This window comes from Faecalibacterium duncaniae (assembly GCF_010509575.1).
Classification (GTDB): Bacteria; Bacillota; Clostridia; order Oscillospirales; family Ruminococcaceae; genus Faecalibacterium; species Faecalibacterium duncaniae.
The window spans coordinates 1938462-1957488 of the sequence record NZ_CP048437.1; the positions used below are offsets into that span (position 1 = coordinate 1938462).

Annotated in this window: 17 protein-coding genes and 2 riboswitches; of the genes, 2 read left to right on the forward strand and 15 right to left on the reverse strand. The window is 60.1% G+C overall.

Annotation, left to right across the window (positions count from 1 at the left end; translation table 11 throughout):
* Window positions 1–49: 49 nt before the first annotated feature.
* The 11 genes from GXM22_RS09415 to GXM22_RS09465 form a co-directional block, all read right to left on the reverse strand.
* Window positions 50–895: a Cof-type HAD-IIB family hydrolase gene (locus GXM22_RS09415; protein WP_005931833.1), complete on the reverse strand. Its 846-nt coding sequence runs from the start codon at window positions 893–895 to the stop codon at window positions 50–52.
* Window positions 896–910: 15 nt separating this feature from the next.
* Window positions 911–1726, reverse strand: coding sequence for a hypothetical protein (locus GXM22_RS09420; protein ID WP_005931836.1), 816 nt, complete (start codon window positions 1724–1726; stop codon window positions 911–913).
* Between the two features lie 59 nt (window positions 1727–1785).
* Window positions 1786–2877: a hypothetical protein gene (locus GXM22_RS09425; protein ID WP_005931839.1), complete on the reverse strand. Its 1092-nt coding sequence runs from the start codon at window positions 2875–2877 to the stop codon at window positions 1786–1788.
* Window positions 2878–2895: 18 nt separating this feature from the next.
* Window positions 2896–4962: an ATP-dependent zinc metalloprotease FtsH gene (ftsH, locus tag GXM22_RS09430; RefSeq protein ID WP_005931842.1), complete on the reverse strand. Its 2067-nt coding sequence runs from the start codon at window positions 4960–4962 to the stop codon at window positions 2896–2898.
* Between the two features lie 95 nt (window positions 4963–5057).
* A complete protein-coding gene (gene hpt, locus GXM22_RS09435; RefSeq protein ID WP_005931845.1) occupies window positions 5058–5603 on the reverse strand; it encodes a hypoxanthine phosphoribosyltransferase in 546 nt (181 codons plus the stop codon).
* Complete coding sequence (tilS, locus tag GXM22_RS09440; RefSeq protein WP_099357317.1) at window positions 5590–7053, reverse strand: tRNA lysidine(34) synthetase TilS; 1464 nt, start codon at window positions 7051–7053, stop codon at window positions 5590–5592. Before tilS ends, hpt begins: the two co-directional genes overlap by 14 nt.
* Window positions 7053–8456, reverse strand: coding sequence for a replicative DNA helicase (dnaB, locus tag GXM22_RS09445; RefSeq protein ID WP_005931854.1), 1404 nt, complete (start codon window positions 8454–8456; stop codon window positions 7053–7055). The genes tilS and dnaB overlap by 1 nt, the downstream gene beginning before the upstream one ends.
* Window positions 8457–8539: 83 nt before the next feature.
* Complete coding sequence (rplI, locus tag GXM22_RS09450; protein ID WP_005931857.1) at window positions 8540–8995, reverse strand: 50S ribosomal protein L9; 456 nt, start codon at window positions 8993–8995, stop codon at window positions 8540–8542.
* 97 nt (window positions 8996–9092) lie between these two features.
* Window positions 9093–10196, reverse strand: a complete 1104-nt coding sequence (glf, locus tag GXM22_RS09455) for a UDP-galactopyranose mutase (RefSeq protein ID WP_099357316.1) — start codon at window positions 10194–10196, stop codon at window positions 9093–9095.
* Window positions 10193–12202, reverse strand: a complete 2010-nt coding sequence (locus GXM22_RS09460; RefSeq protein WP_227611337.1) for a DHH family phosphoesterase — start codon at window positions 12200–12202, stop codon at window positions 10193–10195. The genes glf and GXM22_RS09460 overlap by 4 nt, the downstream gene beginning before the upstream one ends.
* A 49-nt stretch (window positions 12203–12251) precedes the next feature.
* Entirely contained in the window at window positions 12252–14054 is a 1803-nt protein-coding gene (locus tag GXM22_RS09465) for a ribonuclease J (protein ID WP_005931869.1), read from the reverse strand.
* Window positions 14055–14457: 403 nt separating this feature from the next.
* On the opposite strand from GXM22_RS09465, the gene rnhA reads away from it, so the two are divergent.
* Together rnhA and GXM22_RS09475 are read left to right on the forward strand one after the other, a co-directional pair.
* Window positions 14458–14922: a ribonuclease HI gene (rnhA, locus tag GXM22_RS09470; protein ID WP_035393761.1), complete on the forward strand. Its 465-nt coding sequence runs from the start codon at window positions 14458–14460 to the stop codon at window positions 14920–14922.
* Window positions 14919–15431 (forward strand): adenine nucleotide alpha hydrolase family protein, encoded by a 513-nt coding sequence (locus GXM22_RS09475; RefSeq protein WP_005931873.1) that lies wholly within the window; start codon window positions 14919–14921, stop codon window positions 15429–15431. The genes rnhA and GXM22_RS09475 overlap by 4 nt, the downstream gene beginning before the upstream one ends.
* A gap of 109 nt (window positions 15432–15540) precedes the next feature.
* On the opposite strand, the gene GXM22_RS09480 is transcribed toward GXM22_RS09475, so the two are convergent.
* From GXM22_RS09480 to bilQ, 4 genes are all read right to left on the reverse strand, one after another.
* Window positions 15541–16410 (reverse strand): CAP domain-containing protein, encoded by an 870-nt coding sequence (locus GXM22_RS09480; RefSeq protein WP_099357314.1) that lies wholly within the window; start codon window positions 16408–16410, stop codon window positions 15541–15543.
* 132 nt (window positions 16411–16542) lie between these two features.
* A riboswitch (cyclic di-GMP riboswitch) is annotated at window positions 16543–16618 on the reverse strand.
* A gap of 125 nt (window positions 16619–16743) precedes the next feature.
* Window positions 16744–16819, reverse strand: a riboswitch (cyclic di-GMP riboswitch).
* Window positions 16820–16938: 119 nt separating this feature from the next.
* Entirely contained in the window at window positions 16939–17442 is a 504-nt protein-coding gene (bilS, locus tag GXM22_RS09485) for a flavodoxin family protein BilS (RefSeq protein ID WP_035393763.1), read from the reverse strand.
* Window positions 17443–17469: 27 nt separating this feature from the next.
* Window positions 17470–18597, reverse strand: a complete 1128-nt coding sequence (bilR, locus tag GXM22_RS09490) for a bilirubin reductase (RefSeq protein ID WP_005931883.1) — start codon at window positions 18595–18597, stop codon at window positions 17470–17472.
* A gap of 1 nt (window position 18598) precedes the next feature.
* Window positions 18599–19024, reverse strand: coding sequence for a bilirubin utilization transcriptional regulator BilQ (gene bilQ / locus GXM22_RS09495; RefSeq protein WP_005931885.1), 426 nt, complete (start codon window positions 19022–19024; stop codon window positions 18599–18601).
* Between the last annotated feature and the right edge of the window lie 3 nt (window positions 19025–19027).

Genomic DNA, 19027 nt, shown 5'->3' on the forward strand with positions numbered 1-19027 from the left:
ATGGAGCGGGAATTTTTGTTATCATCTCTTCTTTTGTGGAAGGCTGCTCTCAGATCAGGCCCAGAGTTTTGAGCTCCCTTGCCACGCCGTCCTCCGTCACAGCCGGGCAGATGCGGTCGCAGAGCTTTTTCAGGTTGTCAGAGCCATTGGCCATGCAGACGCTGATGCCTACCACATCGGTCATCTGCAGGTCATTGTCGCTGTCGCCAAAGCCGATGGTATCGGCCAGCGAACACCCCAGCTCATCGCAGATAGCCTTGATGCCGGTACCCTTGTTGAACTTGCGGTTGATGAGCTCCCCGTTGACGATGGCTGACGGGTTATCCCCCAGCCGGGACTCGCAGAAGATGAACTGATCCTCATACAGCTGCTTTGCTTCAGCAAGGCAGGCCTCGTTGGGGGCGATGAACACCACCTTGTAAACCGGCTCTCCGTGGTATTCCTCAATGGGCCGGATGGTCATGCCATACTCCATCGTTTTGCGCCAGCGCTCGGCCTCGCTGTTCAGCTGCCCCGGCTTGCGGGGGAACAAATGGGCGAACCGCTCGATCATCCTGATGCCGCCGTAAGTATCATCCCGGGCTTCCAGTGTGCACTCGGCACCGGCACGCCCCAGCACCTCCCGCAGGCCCTCAACCTGCGCAGGCTCCATGGGAAGATCCACGAGAATTTTCCCATCACAGCCTACATAGCCGCCTGCAGAGCAGACAAAGCCATCGAAACCGTAGGCAAGCAGCGGCTTCGTCATGCGCAGGTTGCGCCCGGTGCACAGAAACACCTTGTGGCCGTTGGCCCGGGCCTGCCGGATGGCCTCCACGGCACTGGCCGGAATGGTCATCTCACCGGGCGGCAGCAAAGTACCGTCAATATCCAGAAAAATCAGTTTTTGCTTCATAGTTCCCTCACTCTTTCACTGCCAGTTCATGGTAAAGCCGCGAATCAGCAGACCCACGGCCAGGATCGCCAGCAGTACCAGCAGAACGGTGCGATTGGCCTGTTTCTGCTTCTGCCTGGCCCGGGCACGGCTGTTCCGGCTGCCGCCCTGCTTCCGGTTCTGGGATCTGCCGCCGGAGCTGCGGCCGCTCGTGTTCTGCTTTGTGCTGCTGCGGCGGGAAGCACTGCCGGAAGTCCCCTCTTTCTTCCTGCCCGCAGTGTTCTGGCCGGACTTTGCCGCGCGGGGTGCTTTCTCTTCCGGGGCTGCCGACGCAATGGGCTTTTTGGCCCCGCAGCGGCTCAGATAATCCTCAGCCAGCCGGTAATACTGGCCCAGCTCACTGGTGCGCAGGGGTGCGCCTGCATATCCTTCTTCCAGTGCTTCCACGGCCTCGTTGAAGAGGATCGCCGCCTGCGCAGCCGCCGTGCGGTCGGAGGCATGGGCCGCTTCGTTGCGGGCAGTGCGCACCGCGTTGCAGGCCCGGCGGGCAGCAGCCGGGTGCTCCGTATTGCCCAGCAGATCCAGCGGGCGGGCAGCATCCTTTTCAGGGTCCAGCAGCACCCGCATACACAGGGTGGTATCCAGCTGCTGCCAGCTGTTTCGGCCCGCCAGATCGGGCAGACGGTCATAATATTCGGGGCTCTCCTGCTGGCGGGTGCGGATGTGATCCAGCAGGGCTCCCAGGCTGTGCTCCCCGGGTTTGTTCTCCCAGTGCCAGCGCAGCAACTTGCGGCTGATCTCATCGCAGGTAGTTTTGATCTCAAAAGCGGTTTGCAGTGCTTCGTCGGGCATAACGTTTCTCCTTCGTACAACCAAAAAACGGAGGAAGCGCAGCCTCCTCCGTCATTCATTTACATCATAAACTGATAATAGACGAAGCCCCACAGCGCAATGCCTGCGCAGACGATGGCGGTGATGGGCGGGACCCAGCGGACGAGGGTCTCGGCAATGCCGTCGCGGCTCTCTTCCGCATCGTCCTCCTCATCGTACTGCTCCACCTCGGGTTCCGGCTGGCGGGCCGGGGCGGCACGGCGGGCAGCAGCAGGCATCACACGGGTGCCCTCGTCATCCACAGCCGCTGCACCGCTGCCGGGGAACGCCGCGCGGGTGGCGGCATCCAGCACCCGGGTAGGCTCTGCTTCCGGAACAGGGGTGTGTTCCACCGGCGGTGCAAAGCTGGTCGGAGCGCCGACAGGCTCTGCCGGGCGGGCCGTCGGGATGACCCGGGTGGGTTCTGCCTGCACCGGCGCGCTGGCCACGATGCGGGTCGGCTCTTCCTGCGGGGCGGCGCTCACCACGCGGGTGGCCTCCGCCGCCGGGGCCTGCTCTGCAGGGGCGGCCTTCTGGCCGGGCTGCAGCAGGGTGTTCAGGGCGTTCTGCAGCAGGATGCGGTCACAGCCGCACTCGGTGCAGTAGACCGTGTCCTCTTCCTTCGGGTGGAAGGAACCGCAGGCACAGTACCAGCCGTTCTCGAACACCTGCGGCATATACTTGAGGCCGGTGCGGTTCATCCGGCTTTCCAGTGCCTTTTCCAGCTCCGGACTCAGGCGGCGCGGGGCCGGCAGGCGGACGCGCTTGATGGCATCCAGATGCACGACCTTTTTGCCGCTGTATACATTCTTCAGGACCACATCCACGCTGGTGATGGCCTTCTGGGTCACGAACACGGCATCGTCCATGCCAAAGCTCTCACCGGGCTTGACCTCGATCTCGCGGTATTCAAAGGCATCCTCACACAGGATGATACCGTCCACACCCTTACACTTGAAGTGGATCTCCAGTGCAGTCAGGGTAACCTTGGAGATGTTCTTGAAGGTCAGGCAGACTGCGTTCTCGCCGCTGAGTTCGCCCTTGAGCAGTTCCACACAGACGAACTGCACCGGGCTGCCCGGGGTATAATAGTTGGCCCGGGTGCGTGCGACCGGGTTAAAATTTTCCTCCACGACACTCGCTCCCTTCGATCATTCGTTTTCCTGCGGGGCATCCTGCACCGGGTCGGGCATTTCCTCACCCAGCACGGCCTGCTCCGCCTGTTCAGCGGGCTCTGCGCTCTCGGCAGGTTCTGCGGTCTCCACAGGGGCCGCCGGTGCGGCGGGTTCCTGTGCAGGCTCGTCACCGTCACGCGGGGGCAGCTTGCCGCCGGCCATCACGGTGTTGAACTCCTTCTCGTTGAGCTTTTCGCGTTCCATCAGAGCCTGTGCCAGCGCATGGAGCTGGTCGATGTGCTCCGTCAGGGTGCGGCGGCAGGTCTCGTAAGCCTCATCGATGATATCCCGCATCTCGCCGTCGATCTCGGCAGCGGTGCTCTCGCTGTAGCCCTTGCCCTGGGTGAAATCACGACCCAGGAAGGTCTCCTCCTGCGAGGTGCCGTAAACCACAGGGCCCAGGCGCTCGGAGAAACCGTACTTGGTGATCATCTGGCGGGCAATGTTGGTTGCCTGCTGCAGGTCGTTGGAGGCACCGGTGGAGATATCCTCCAGGATCAGCTGCTCGGCCACACGGCCGCCCAGGCTGGAAACGATATCCTCGAACATCTCACCCTTGGTCACATAGCTGCGATCTTTTTCAGGCAGATACATGGTGTAGCCGCCAGCCTGGCCGCGGGGAATGATGGTGATCTCGTGCACGCGGGGGTGGTGCTTGCAATAGAAGCCTGCCACGGCGTGGCCCGCCTCATGGTAGGCGGTCAGCTTCTTTTCCTCGGCAGTCACAACGCGGCTCTTCTTCTCAGGGCCTGCCATGACCTTCATGGAAGCTTCCTCGATGTCCTCCATGGTGATAGCCTTGCGGCTGCGGCGGGCAGCCAGCAGAGCGGCCTCATTGACCAGGTTCTCCAGGTCAGCACCCGCAAAACCTGCGGTGCGCTGTGCGATGACTCTGAGGGAGACATCGGGAGCCAGAGGCTTATTCTTGGTGTGGACCTTGAGGATCTCCTCGCGGCCCTTGACATCGGGCAGGCCCACATAGACCTGACGGTCAAAGCGGCCCGGACGGAGCAGTGCCTTATCCAGAATGTCGGCACGGTTGGTGGCTGCCATCACGATGACACCATCGTTGGCCTCAAAGCCGTCCATCTCGACCAGCAGCTGGTTCAGGGTCTGCTCCCGCTCGTCGTGGCCGCCGCCCAGACCTGCGCCGCGCTGACGGCCCACGGCATCGATCTCATCGATGAAGATGATGCAGGGCATGGTCTTTTTGGCCTTATCAAACAGGTCACGCACACGGGACGCGCCGACACCGACGTACATTTCCACGAAGTCGGAGCCGGAAATGGAGTAGAAGGGCACCCCCGCCTCACCGGCACAGGCACGGGCCAGCAGGGTCTTACCGGTACCCGGAGGGCCCACCAGCAAAACGCCGTGGGGGATGCGGGCACCCAGCGTGTTGAACTTGTCGGGGCTCTTGAGGAACTCCACGACCTCCTTCAGCTCTTCCTTTTCCTCGTCCTCACCGGCAACGTCGGCAAAGGTCGCGGTCTTTTTGTTCTCGTGCTCGTCCTTCACCTTGGCCTTGCCCACGTTCATAATACCGCCGCCGCCAGCGCCGCCGCGCATCATGGAGAAGAGCAGGAAGCCGGTGCAGCCCAGCATTCCCAGGTAGAACAGGATCTCCATCCAGGGGATGGACTCCTTCAGAGTGGTGTAATCGTACTCCATGGGCGCGGTGGGGTTGGCTGCGTCATAGGAATCGATATACTGCTGGACGTTCTCGATGAACACATAGGCGTAGGGCAGCTTGTAGCGCACCGTCACCGTGCCGTCATCGTTTCTGGTCGCCCCCACGGAAGAGGTGGAGGAGGAGAACATATTGCTCAGCAGACCGCCGGAGGCCTGTGTGGCAGCGGTGGCACCTGTGGTTTCGGGCAGCTCCTGCTTGCCCTCCTTCAGCGTCAGGGTGATGATGCTGGTGTTGCGGTCCAGCGTGAAGGCTGTAACCTGATTGTTCTCAAAGTAGTGCACCACAGTCGAGTAGCTCATGGTGGAGCCGCCGGTACTGCTGTCGCTGGTGCCCAGCACCGACCAGATCATCAGAACACCGGCCAGTGCCAGCGCCAGGATCAGGGGATTAAAGCGAGGTCGTTTCGGTTGCAAAAGGGATCAACTCCAGTTCTAATTCGTTTTTGTTATGCGTAGATTTCCGGTTTCAGCACACCCACATAGGGCAGGTTGCGGTATTTCTCATCGTAGTCCAGACCATAGCCCACCACAAACTCGTCCGGCACCTGGAAGCCCTCGTAATCGGGCTGGATGTCGGCCTTGCGGCGGCTGGGCTTGTCCAGAATGGTGCAGATCTTCACGGAATTCGGGTTGCGCATCTTGAGCATGGGCACCAGCTTGGAAAGGGTGACACCGGTATCCAGAATGTCCTCCACGATCAGCACGTCCTTGCCGGAAAGGTCGCCGTCCAGATCCTTGATGATCTTGACCAGACCGCTGGTGGTGGTATTGCTGCCGCCGTAGCTGGACACGACCATAAAATCAATGTTGCAGGGGATGGTCACAGCCCGCATCAGGTCGGCCATGAAAACCACCGAACCCTTGAGGATGGAGACGAGGACAAGGTTTCTGCCCTCGTAATCTCTGCTGATCTGTGCACCCAGTTCGGCAACCTTGGCTTTCAGTGCTTCCTCACTGACCAGGATGTTCTTGATATCGTCATTCATGCTCATGGGTTGTTCCTCCATTTTCCAATTCCAACTGCAAGATCTGTGCAGTCTCCTCGTCCGGGGCCAGCCCCTCGGCAAAGCCCTCCCCACAGACCCACAGGATCTCACTGCCCGCCGCCAGCAGCGGCAGGCCCTCTCGTATTCCGGCAGGAATGCCTGCCTCATTCATCCATTTGCGCAGGGGCTTGCTCAGCCCCCGCCCCGCAGGCCGGAACCGATCTCCCGGTTGACGGGTGCGCAGCGTAAGGGCAGAATATAACAAGGTTATTCTAGCATAATCCGCCCGATTTTTTAAGTCTTTTTTATGAACACCCTGTGTTTTTTCTCGAAAACCGCTTACAAAAAGCCGTGTTTTCAGGGTTTGGCCCCCAGGCAGAGCAAATTCCGCCCCATCGGCAGGGGCAAACGACAGCGAAAACGCAGGGACCGCAGCCGCTTCCGGCCGGCTCTTTTCCTGCCAGAGCATCCCGCTGCCTGCGCAGAAGCGGACCGTATCGGTCAATTGCACCGCCCCGCTCCCCTGCTCCACCAGCTCTGCCAGCAGGCGGATGTATTTTTCCTCGGCATCCCGCACCGGAGCAACAAGGCTATGGAGCGCCGCTTCCAGAATGAGCGGGTCAGCGCCCTGCAGCGGCTTCAGCCGCCATGCCTCCCTGGCTTTCGGGGCCTTACAGGCAGTCTGGGCTGCATCCAGACGCGCGATGGAAAGCAGCTGTTCTGCCCGCCGGGAAAAGTATGCGTCCGCGCGGGCCGCCTTTTCACAGAAGCGGGCCAGATTTTCCTCTGCCGCATCGTTGACGCTGCGCAAGGCCGGAACGGCCCCATGGCGCAGACGGTTGCGGGCGTAGGCATCGGACTCGTTCGTCTCGTCCGTCACCCAGCCCTGCCCAAAGGCGGCGCAGAGCGCTTCGGTCTCGGCCCGGGTCAGTCCCAACAGCGGGCGGCAGTAGCCGGGCCGCCTGGGCCGGATGCCCCCTGCCCCGTGCAGCCCGGTGCCCCGGGCCAGCCGGAACAACAGGGTCTCGGCCTGGTCAGTAGCAGTATGGGCCGTTGCAATGCAGTCTATCCCGCCTGCCAGCAGTTGGGCAAAGCAGGCATAGCGGAGTCTGCGGGCCCAGTCCTCCCCGGCATGGGGCGGCACAGTCATTCCCACATCTGCCGGGCGGAAGACTGTCAGCGGCACCCCCAGCCGGGCACACTCGGCCCGGACAAAGGCTTCGTCCCGGTCCGCAGCCTCACCCCGCAGGCCGTGGTTGACGTGGCAGGCCGTAAGGGGATACCCAAAAGCTTCCCGCAGTTCCAGCAGCACCCGCAGCAGCGCCATGCTGTCGGCCCCGCCCGAAACGGCGGCGCACAGGTGCAGAGCCCGGCCCGGCTCCGCAGGCGCAAACAGCTGCTCCTGCCGGGCAAAGCGTTCTACTTTTGCGATCAATTTTGATGTTTCGTCGTTCATCAGCGTTTGAAGTCCACATCCATAAAGCGGGTGTGTGCGCCATCCCAGCCCAGCGGCACCGTGCTGGTCTCGCCGTGGCGGTTCTTTGCCACGATGCACTCCGCGGTATCGGCATCCACCTCTGCCCCATCGGGGTTCTGGCTGGCGTAGTAGGAATCACGGTAAAGGAAAAGGACGCAGTCGGCATCCTGCTCGATAGAACCGGAGTCACGCAGGTCCGACAGCTGGGGCCGGTGAGAAGAGTTGTTGCCCTGCTTCTCCACCGCACGGGACAGCTGAGAAAGCGCGATGATGGGCACATTCATTTCCTTAGCCATGATCTTCAGGTTTCGGGTGATGGAGCTGATCTCCTGCACACGGTTCTCGCTGCGCTGGCCGGTGGTCATCAGCTGCAGGTAGTCGATGACGATCAGGCCCACATTGGGGCGGGTGGGATCCTGATTGACCCGGCGGATCTTCGCTTTCATCTCGGTGATGGTGATGCCTGAGGTGTCGTCCATATAGATGGGGGCATCGTGGAGCTTTTCCGTTGCCAGTGCCAGATACTCCCAGTCCTCACTGCGAAGGGCACCGGTGCGGAAAGCCTGACTGTCGATGCCAGCTTCCGCCGAAAGGATGCGGTTGGTCAGCTGCTCTTTGGTCATTTCCAGGCTGAAAATGGCCACCGGCACCTTTTGCTGCATGGCAACTCGGGTGGCAATGTTCAGCGCAAAGCTGGTCTTGCCCATACCGGGGCGGGCGGCCAGAATGATGAGGTCGCCGCGGCCAAGGCCGGTCAGGACGGTATCCAGCAGACGGAAGCCGGTGGGGATGCCCTTGTACTTGTCGGCATCCGGGCCGCTGATCTTCTGCAGGTTGGTCAGCGTCTCCACCATGCTGGAGGAAAGCGGGGTCAACGCGCTGGAATCCCGCCCGGAGCGGATCTCGTAGATGCGCTGCTCGGCGTTTTCCAGCAGCAGGTCAGCGTCCGGCTCATCGCCCGCGTCCTGCAGAATGTCCTTGGCAACGCCCATCAGCTGGCGCACCAGATACTTTTCCTGCACGATCTGGGCATAGGCCTTCACATTGGAGATACTGGGCACTGTCTCGGCCAGACCGGTCAGATAGACTTTTGCCTCGTCCGCACTGGGGAACACGCCATCGGAGATGACGGCATCCAGCAGGGTGACAAAGTCGATGGTCTGGTCCGCCGTAAACAGGCGCAGCATCTCGGAGTAGATCTGGGCATTCTGCCGGGTGTAGAACATCTCCGGCCGGATGATTTCCACCAGATCGGTCAGGGTCTCAGGCTTGAGCAGCACCGCGCCCAGCACGCTCTGCTCGGCCTGCATATTGTAGGGCAGATTGATGCCCACACTCTCCAGATTCAGTTCATTGGAATAATGTCGTTGTTCGTTGGGCATGGTTCATCCCCCTCCATACTGAGCCAGCTTCCCAAAACGCCAAAAACGCCCCCTGAAGGCAGGGGGCGCAGATGGCGTTTCAATCAGGCCTGTTCTACTTCCACCATGATCTTGAAGGAAGCCACGACACCGACATACAGGCGCACCTTTGCGTTGAACACACCGGCATCCTTGATGTCCTTGGTCTCCAGCTCGATCTTCTTTTTATCAATGGGAGAACCGGCCAGCTGGGCCAGAGCCTCGGCAACTTCCTTGCCGGTGACCTTGCCGTGCAGGCGGCCGGATGCGCCGCCCTTGGCCTTGATGGTCACGGTCTTGCCCTCGATCTTTGCAGCCACAGCCTGTGCGGCGGCCACAGTTTCAGCCTCGTGGAAATCCGCAGCGGCCTCCTTGCCGCGTGCGATATTCACCGCAGAAGCATCGGCCACAGCGGCCAGCTTGCGCGGGAACAGAAAGTTGCGGGCGTAGCCGTCGGAGACCTCATGGATCTCATCCTTCTTGCCAATGCCCTTTACGTCCTGCTTCAGAATCACTTTCATGGTGTTATCCCTCACTTCTCACCGGGGAACCGGTGGATTTCTATGGTTAGTATACAGCATTCAGACCGTTGCGTCAACGCCTTCGATGACAGTGGGGTTACCCCAGCTCCCGTGCCGCCGCATCCAATGCTGCTTCGATCACCTTATCCATATCATAATACTTGTACTCGCCCAACCGGCCGCCAAAAATGACCTTTGTCTCAGCATCGGCCAGCGCTTTGTATTTTGCGTAAAGCGCGCCATTCTTTTCATCGTTGACAGGGTAATAGGGCTCGTCACCCTGATGCCACTCGGTGCTGTACTCCCGGCTGATCACCGTTTTGGGCTGGGTGCCGAACGCAAAATGCTTGTGCTCGATGATCCGGGTATAGGGCGTTTCCGCATCGGTATAGTTCACCACCGCGTTGCCCTGATAGTTGTCGGTATCCAGCACCTCAGTCTCAAAGCGGACGCTGCGGTACTGCAGCGCGCCCAGACGGTAGCCGAAGTAGGCATCCACCGGGCCGGTATAAACGACCTTATCGGCCAGTGCGTTCAGGTTCTCCCGGTCGGCCAGATAATCCACATTCAGCCGCACCTCGATGCCCTCCAGCATCTTTTCCACCATGGCGGTATAGCCGCCATCGGGGATGCCCTGATACAGCGCGTTGAAATAGTTGTTGTCGTAGGTAAAGCGGACCGGCAGGCGTTTGATGATGAAAGCCGGCAGTTCGGTGCAGGGGCGGCCCCACTGCTTGCCGGTGTAGCCTTTGATGAGCTTTTCGTAGATGTCCGTGCCCACCAGACTGATGGCCTGCTCCTCAAGATTTTTCGGGTCGGTGATGCCCGCTTCCCGCTTCTGCTCCTCGATCTTTGCCTTGGCCTCGGCGGGGGTCACCACACCCCACATCTTATTGAAGGTGTTCATATTGAAGGGCAGATTGTAGATCTCGCCGTGATAGTTGGCAACGGGACTGTTGGTGTAGCGGTTGAACTCTGCGAACCGGTTCACATACTGCCACACTGCCTTGCTGCTGGTGTGGAAGATGTGGGCCCCATAGCGGTGGACCTGTATGCCCTCCACTTTCTCGGTGTAGATATTTCCGGCAACGTGGCCGCGCTTATCAATCACAAGGCATGTTTTGCCCGCCTTTTTTGCTTCCTGGGCGAACACCGCACCGTAAAGGCCTGCGCCTACGATGAGATAATCGTAATGGTTCATCCCTGCTTCTCCTTTTTTCTGGATTCAGGTTCATTTTTGGAGAGCGGCTTCTTCTGGCTCTCACGGTACTGGTCGATGGCGGTCTGGATGCGTGCCCGGGCTGCCTCGGGGGTGATATGCTTGAGCTGGGCCGCCGCCATGGTCTGGTGGCCGCCGCCGCCCAGACTTTCCATGATGACCTGAACATTGACCGCCCCCAGACTGCGGGCGGAAATATTCACGCCGCTCCCCACCTGCACAGCCACAAAGCTAGCCTCCACATTCTGGATGGTCAGCAGGTCGTTGGCAGCCTGCGCAATGGCCACACGGGCCTCGGGGGGCACCTCGCCGCTCACCGAGATGGCACAGTTGCGGTACATCTGGGCAGCCTCCACAAGGTCTGCCTTGGCATTGTACTCCACCATAGTCACATCAAAGAGCTGGCGCACCCGCTCCGTCTCCGCGCCATAGCGGCGCAGAGCGGCGGCAGCTTCAAACGTGCGCACGCCGGTGTGCAGGGTGAAGTCCCGGGTATCCAGCATGATGCCCGAGAGCAGGCCCTCTGCCTCCACCCGGCTGGGCTTGTCGTCCCGGTCGCCCACATACTGCAAAAGCTCCGTGACCAGTTCACTGGCCGAGGAGGAATAGGGCTCGTGGCAGACAAGGTCTGCATGCTCGATGAAGCCCACACCCTTGCGGTGGTGGTCGATGACAGCCACCTTGCCGCACCTTTCCAGGATCTCCTTACTTTCCACAAGGCCCAGCTGGTATGTATCCACCACCACGCAGAGCGTTTTCTTGGAGATAATGGGCAAAGCCCCCTTGGGGTCGATAAAATCATCCGCCTGGCCGGCCCGGCACAGGGCATCGATCAGACTGCCCGCCAGTGTGGCATCCCGTCTGACGGCGATCACCGCCGGGACATCGCAGATCTTGCAGATGCGCAGCACGCCCTCGGCAGCGCCGATGGCATCCAGATCGCTCATCCGGTGGCCCATGATGACCACATGGTCCGCCTCCTTGACGAGCCTGACCAGCTGGTCGGCCACGATGCGGCTGCGCACCTTGCTGCGCTTTTCCACGCCGTGGCTCACGCCGCCGTAAAAGGTGAAGCCGTCCGGGGTCATCTCAGCGGCCTGATCGCCGCCGCGGCCCTGCGCCATATCCAGCGCCTGCACGGCCATATCCTGGGCTTCCCGCAGGGTCTTGGCTCCGCGCCCGATGCCAATGGAGATGGACAGGTTCACGCTGGGGTCCAGAGCACGGATCTTATCCAGCACATCGTAGCCGCGCTGGGCATACTGCTCCAGATGGCGCTCTTCCACCACGGCGATATAGCGGCCGCTGGCAACGCGGCGCAGAAAGCCTGTGCCCCGGCCGATCATATCCTCCAGCACCCGGTTGATGCCCTCCAGCAGGCGGGCGCGCTCACTGTCCAGCATATCGCTGAACACATCGTCGTAGCCGTCCACCAGGAACACCATGTACCCCGGGCGGCTGGCCTTGTACTCCGTTTCGATCCTGCGCAGGGCGGTCTCCTCATTGAACACGAGCAGCGTCATGCTCTCGCTGCCGCCCGGCACGGTACTGCTGTGCACATTCCACACACCGTCGGCCAGATTGAGCTGCTGCCCCTCCGGGGTGCGCGCCTGTGCGGTGTCCAGGCCGGGCAGCAGCTTCTGTGCCCTGCCTGCAAGCCGGTCCTCGCCGCCCAGCAGCGCCGTGCGGAAGCGGCTGTTATACCACAGCACCGTCTCGCCAGAAAGCAGAGCCGCCGGCTGAGAGAGGGATTCCAGGCTGTATTGGGTCCTGGAATTTTCAAAGCTGCCGCCAGCCACCCACTTGGCGGTCCAGCGCCGCAGCTGATACCGGAAAACGCAGATGCCGATGCCCCACAGCACCACCAGCACTGCCAGCGCAGGCCAGCCTGCGGGCCGCTGCACCAGAAGCGCCAGTGTCAGCAGTGCACACAGCACTGCCAGCGCGGCGATCAGCATTTCCAACGTCCATCTCGGTTTTTGTTTCATGGAATCTTCTGCCTCCTGGTCTGCCTGCCCCGGCGGGGCGGCTTCCGGCTTATACCTCCATCAGAATGGGGAGGATCATCGGGCTGCGCTTGGTGCGGCGGTAAATATAGCTGCTCAGCGCCTCACGCACCCGGGTCTTGACGCTGTTCCAGTCGCGCACATGCTCTTCCACGCAGCGATCCAGCGCGTTTTCCACAATGCTCTGGGCCCCGTCCATCAGGCTCTCGTTCTCGCGCACATAGACAAAGCCGCGGCTCACAAGGTCAGGCCCGGCCAGCACCTTGCCGGTCTTGCTGTCCACGGTAGCCACAATGATGACCAGACCGTCCTCAGAGAGATGCTTGCGGTCACGCAGGACCACATTGCCCACATCGCCCACGCCCAGGCCGTCCACCATCACAGCACCGGCGGTGACAGGCTCGCCCAGCTTGATCTCGTCCCGGCTCAGGATAACGTTGGAGCCGTTCTCGGCAATGAGGATGTTGCTGGTGGGAATGCCCAGAGACGCGGCGGTCAGGGCATGCTTTTTCAGCTGCTTGTACTCGCCGTGCACGGGCAGGAAATACTTGGGTCTGGTCAGGGTGAGCATCAGCTTCTGCTCCTCCTGGCAGGCGTGGCCGGAAACATGGACATCATACATGCTCTCGTAGATGACCTCCGCACCCAGCAGGAGCAGACCGTTGACGATCTTGGTCACGCTCTTCTCGTTGCCGGGAATGGGGTTGGCGGAGATGATGATGAAGTCGCCGGGGCCCACCCGCACCTGGCGGTGGCTGCAGGAGGCCATGCGGGAAAGGGCGCTCAGGGGCTCGCCCTGGCTGCCGGTGGTGATCAGCACCACCTGCTCCGGCGGGTACTGGTTCAGCTCATCCACACTGATAAGGGTGCCCTCGGGGATGTGCATATAGCCCAGCTCCTGCGCCATGGCAGTGTTATTGACCATGCTGCGGCCGCTGAACGCCACCTTGCGGCCATCCTCCACGGCCAGATCAATGATCTGCTGGACGCGGTAGATATTGGACGCAAAGGTCGCAATGATGATGCGCTTGTTCCGGGCACGGGCAAACAGGTTGCGGACACCGGCGGCCACCTTCTGCTCCGTGGCGGTAAAGCCCGGGCGCTCGGCGTTGGTGGAATCGCTCAGCAGAGCCAGAACACCCTTCTGACCATACTCCGAAAGGGTGGTCAGGTCGGTCACGCCGCAGGCCAGCGGGGTGTAATCGATCTTGAAGTCGCCGGTCTGGATGATCGTTCCGGCGGGGCTGTCAATGGCAAAGGCCACGGAATCGGGGATGGAGTGGTTGACATGGATGGGCTCCACGGTAAAGCAGCCCAGCTTGATCTTCTGTTTGGGGGTGATCTCCACGAACTTGGTCTTGCCTGCCAGGCCAAACTCCTCCAGCTTGTTCCGGATGAGGCCGCAGGTCAGCCGGGTGCCGTAGATGGGCAGATCAAACTTCTGCAGCAGGTAGGGAATGCTGCCGATGTGGTCTTCGTGGCCGTGGGTGATGAGCAGTCCCTTGATCTTGTCCTTATTCTGCACCACAAAGGTAAAGTCGGGGATGACCATGTCCACGCCGTACATCTCACTGTCCGGGAATACAAGGCCGCAGTCCACAATGATCATATCCCCGTTGCACTCATACACGGTCATGTTCTTGCCCACTTCGCCCAGACCGCCCAGCGGGTAGATGTGGATGGGCACAGCGGCCTCCTTGGGCTGCTGTGCGCGGCGGGGCCGCCGGTTATAATAAGGGCGGCGGGTGCGGGTACGCTTTTCCCCGCCGGATTCACTGTTTCTGTTCGGATTGTTCTGAGCCTGAGCCGGGTTCTGTTCTTTGACCTGTGCCATGCGGTACCTCCAAAATCAATTACAAAACGCAGGCACACCCCTTTGCGAGCGGCCTGTCTGCTGTGAAGGAGCAGCAAACGCACCGCCGCTCCCATCGAAACCATCGTATAGAATTTTTCGCTTCCATGCCCGTTTTCGGCACTGGGATGGCCGGAACGGAGTAATTTCTGCCCTGTCAGTCCATCTGTTCGATGCGACCGCGGCACTGCCCCGTTCCGGCCGGACACACCGCATCGGTGCGCCCCTATACGCATTTTGTTACAAACAGTATAGTATTTCTTGTCCACTTTGTCAATTCAAAGCTTTGCCGGAAAAGCCGGGGATGATACGTTTTCCTCTTGACAGAACCGGAAAAATAGCTCTAAATAGAGGTATCCAAAAATTCAAGTTCCGGGAGAAACAGATGAAACAAGTCGAAGTTTACACCGATGGCGCGTGCAGCGGCAACCCCGGCCCGGGCGGCTGGGGTGCAGTGCTGCGCTACCGCTTCAACGGCAAGGTCTACGAAAAAGAGCTCAGCGGCGGCGATGCTTCCACCACCAACAACCGGATGGAGCTGACCGCCTTTATCGAGGCCCTGCGCCAGCTCAAGGAGCCCTGTGAGGTGAGGCTGTGCTCTGACAGCCAGTACGTCATCAATGGGCTGGAAAAGGGCTGGGCCAGGGGCTGGAAGCGCCGGGGCTGGAAAAAGTCCGACGGCTCCCCTGCCCTGAACCCCGACCTGTGGGAACAGGCATTGGAGCAGGAAGCCCGGCACAAGATCACCTATGTCTGGGTCAAGGGCCACGCAGGCCACCCGGAAAACGAGCGCTGCGACCAGCTGGCCGTGGCACAAAGTCAGGCACACGGAGGGAGACAGGGACGATGAGCGATACATTTCTGCCCGGCAGCGGGTTCGATACCTATGAGCAGCAGGACAAGGTGCTGGTGGGCCTGTGCGGCGGCACGGGCTGCAAAGCAGCTGTCCGCATTTTACAGCAGCAGGGCTTTGCGGTGATGGGCGCTGTGGTGCGTCTGTGCACCGATGACCCCGTTGTGGATGCCGCCAAGGAAGCCGCCAAGGCTCTGGGCATCGAGTGCATCACCCTGAATGCCAGCGAACTGGCCAGCCAGCTGGCCGAGGAGACCGCTGCCCCGGCCGACCTGCGCTTCCCCGCCCTGCTGGCGGCGGCTGACCGGCTGGGCATCCAGTACATTGCCACCGGCCACCGCGCCCGGGTAGAGACCGGTGCAGACGGCGTGCACGTCCTCTGCCCTGCCGAAATTGCGGACGAGAGTGCCCGGCTTGCCGCCCTGCCGCAGGAGACGCTGGGCCGGCTCATCCTGCCCTTGGGCGATTTCAGCCCCGAGGATGTGGCTGAGATGGCAGCAGAATAAAAAACAAAAGAGATGCACCCTGCCTTCCTGAAACCGGTTCAGGGAGCGGGGTGCATCTCTTTTTGCTTTATTTTATTTCATCGTACAACGCTCAATGGAAGTCATCCGCTTACTTTGCGAAGATCTGGATCCAGTTGTGGCCCCACTGAGAATTGGCATCGTAGTTGTAGCCAAGGCACATATACTTGGCGGCGGGGTCCATGATATTGACACGGTGGCCTTCCGAAGCCATCCAGTCTGCAACGACTTTTTCGGGCGTGGTCTCGCCCCAGGCGGCATTCTCGCCGGTGGCGGTATCAGACACACCGTACTCCTTCAGCACGGTGAAACAGTTGGTGCCATCGGGGCGGGTGTGGGAAGCGACCTTTGCCACTTCCTTTGCGCGCTCATCGGCGGCGGCCTGCAGCTTGGCATCGCCCATAGCCAGAGGTGCCAGATTTTCCTTTGCACGCTCAGCGTTGACCAGCGCCAGCACTTCCTGTGCAAAACCGTTCTCACTGGTGCCGCGGGCGTAGGTGAAGATCATCACCCAGTAATTGCCATACTCGCCGCCCTCGTAGTAGCCAATGCCAACGGAGGTGGCATCCTTGTCCAGCATCCGCTCCTTGAAGAAATCGTAGCGATTCCAGGCGGCGACCACATCCGAAGCATCCTCAGCAGCTGCCCAGTAGTTCTCGCCCACGGAAACATCGTCCACACCGTACTCCGGCAGGATGGTGAACTCGCGGCTGCCATTGGGGCGGTTGTAGGAGTAATTGACGGTAAGTTCTTTTGCACGGGCCTGTGCGGCAGCATTCAGTGCGCTGCTGCCCATGCTCAGAGGAGCCACACCAGCCTGTGCACGCTCTGCGTTGACGAGCTGCAGCAGCTCATCGGCCTTGGAAGCTGCGTGTGCGGGCATTGCCAGAACAAACATCAGGCAGATGAATGCGGCGCAGCAGACCAGATTCTTCAGGACTTTCATCGAAGCGTTACGCATGGTGTTGAACCTCTTTTGTGTTACCCCATGAAAAAAGGTGTCGATTGCTGGTATACTCGGCAATCGACATCTGATGCTTCAGATGAAGGTCACTCAACACCCATTCTCCGCTGTGGAGACCCTCAGGTGATGAGAAGCAACTGGCTGCCATTTTACAGGCCCTATAGCTTTGCGTCACAGCCTTTCGACTGCTTTGCCGAGGATATTCAGTTTTGCGTGCCTTTCTTCTTTTGGGAAGAAATTTGAGAACGAAAAAAGGTGTTGTTCTGCAATACACTCAGCAAAACAACACCTAGAAAATCTAAGCAGGTCGCCCAAAGAAAGATTTCTTTGAGAAGCAGCTGGCTGCCATTTTACAGGCCCTGTAGCTTTGCGTCACAGCCTTTCGACTGTTTTGCCGAGAATATTCAATTCACCTTGAGGAGCCGTTTCCATTTCCTCGACGCTATCCTACCACATCGGACAGAACCTGTCAACTGTTTTGGAGCAGCTTTCTCAAAAAATCTGCTTTTTTGAAGAGTTCTTCCGTTATGCCTGCACCTCTGCCGCCTTTTTGCGCAGCAGGTCGAGGTCTGCGGCATCCGGGTGAGCCAGCGCCTTGTCAAAGTTCTCGATCAGCATCTCGAGGTTGGGTGCATGGTTGGGCTGCTGCAGCATCTTTTCGTACTGCTGGCGCACAATCATGGGCATCTTGCCCTGGCACATATAGGTTCCAATGACCGTGTTGCTCTCATCCAGCGATTTCTGCACCGCTGCCAGGATCTGCTCGAAATATTCCGCACTGCCGCCAAAGCCTGCGGTGCCGAACAAAAAGACCCGCTTCCCCTTCAGGGTCTGCAAAAAGGCGGTGAGGGTGTCATCGGCATGGCCCTTGTCCGTCCAGAAGCCGATGTAAAGGGTCTCAGCCTCCAGTGCCTCCGGGGCCGGTGCTCCGAAGTAGGTGCACTCATTCTGGGGCAAGCTTGCGCGAAGGGTGTCGGCCAGCAGGCGGGTGTTGCCGGTCTTGCTGCTGAAAACGATGGCGTAGCTCATGGTCATTCTCCTTTATTCTCTTTGAGATCAGATGCTGCCCTGTTCTTTTGCGTTCAGGGCATCATAGACACAGCGGGTGCCCTGATGGGCGATCAGGCCGCCCAGGCACTTTTTGTTGCAGCGAACACAGCGGTGGATCTTTGCCGCATTGCCGCTCTGCAGTTTGTTGACCCAGTTGGGGTCGGCCAGCAGCTGGCGGCACATTGCCGCGCACTGGATGCGGCCGCTGGCAAGCTGCTGCTCCACAAAATCGGGGTCGTTCAGGCCGCCCACACCGCAGAGCGGCACGCTGGTATACCGGCGCACCTCATCGCAGAACTTGAGGAAGCAGCCGGTCTCCTTGAACTCGGGGTGGCTGGCCGACGGGATGGTGTTTTCCAGCGCAGAGTGGTTGGCCAGTGTCACATGGAAGCTGGTCACGCCTGCCTGCACCAGCAGGGGCACGAACACGGCCAGTTCCTCCTCCACCACACCGGCGTTGCCGTAATGGGGGTTCTCCTGCCGGACAGCCAGCTTGTAGTCAATGGCCATGCCGGGCACAGCGGCGTGCACTGCCTTGACAGCTTCCACGGCAAAGCGGGCGCGGCGCTCGGCACTGCCGCCGTATTCATCGGTGCGGTGGTTGAAGATGGCGGAAGAGAAGCTGCCGCACATCCGGTCGCCGTGCACCTGCACCATGTCAAAGCCCGCCTGCTTTGCCAGCACAGCAGCCTTGCCAAAGCCCGCGATGATCTGATGGATCTTTTTCTGGGACATCTTGGTGATGTAGGGGCCCACGGCATCGTTCATCCGCTCCCGCAGCTGGTCGGGGGTGATCTTTTTCATCAGCATCCCCGGGATGCACTTGATGATGGACATCATGTCGGTATCGGTCTGGTGGAGCTGGGCGCAGACCTTGCAGTCGTATTTGTGGGCAGTCTCGCAGATCTGCTGATAGAAAGCAAAGCCCTTTTTGTCAAACAGGGACTTCTCAAACCGGCTCTTGGCCACCGGCACGTCGCCGATGATGATCATGGCGCAGCCGCCCTTGGCCAGCCGCTCCATCTCTGCCAGATATTCCTCGTCCGAAAGGCCGAAGGTGGTGGGGGCAAAGATAATGCGGTTCTTCAGCTGCATTCCACCGTAATCAATGGGGCTCAGGATGGTGTCGTACATGTTACACACTCTCTTTCCTCGTCCGTGCTGCCTTTTGCAGCAGGCTCAGGAGCTGGTGCTGTTCCTCTTCGGTCAGCCCGCTCAAATTTTGTGCATCCCAATCGAAAAATACCTGGTGGCAGGTCCGGAATGCTCTCTCACCCGCCGGGGTCAGCCCCAAATGATAACTGCGGCCCTGCTTTTCCCGGGTCATAAAGCCATCTTCCACCAGCTTGATCACGCTGCGCTGGCAGTGGCCCCAGTCCAGGTGCAGTTTTTTGGTCATCTCAGCCGGGGTGCAGCCGGGATGTTTGCCCACGTAGATCACAAAATACATCATACCAAAGCTCAGGCCAAACTCCTGCAGCTGCTGGGTGGTGTAGGCTGCGAACTGCTTGTAAAACTCCATCACGTAGAAGGATATGGTCGATTGGATCACTCTTTGCATCTC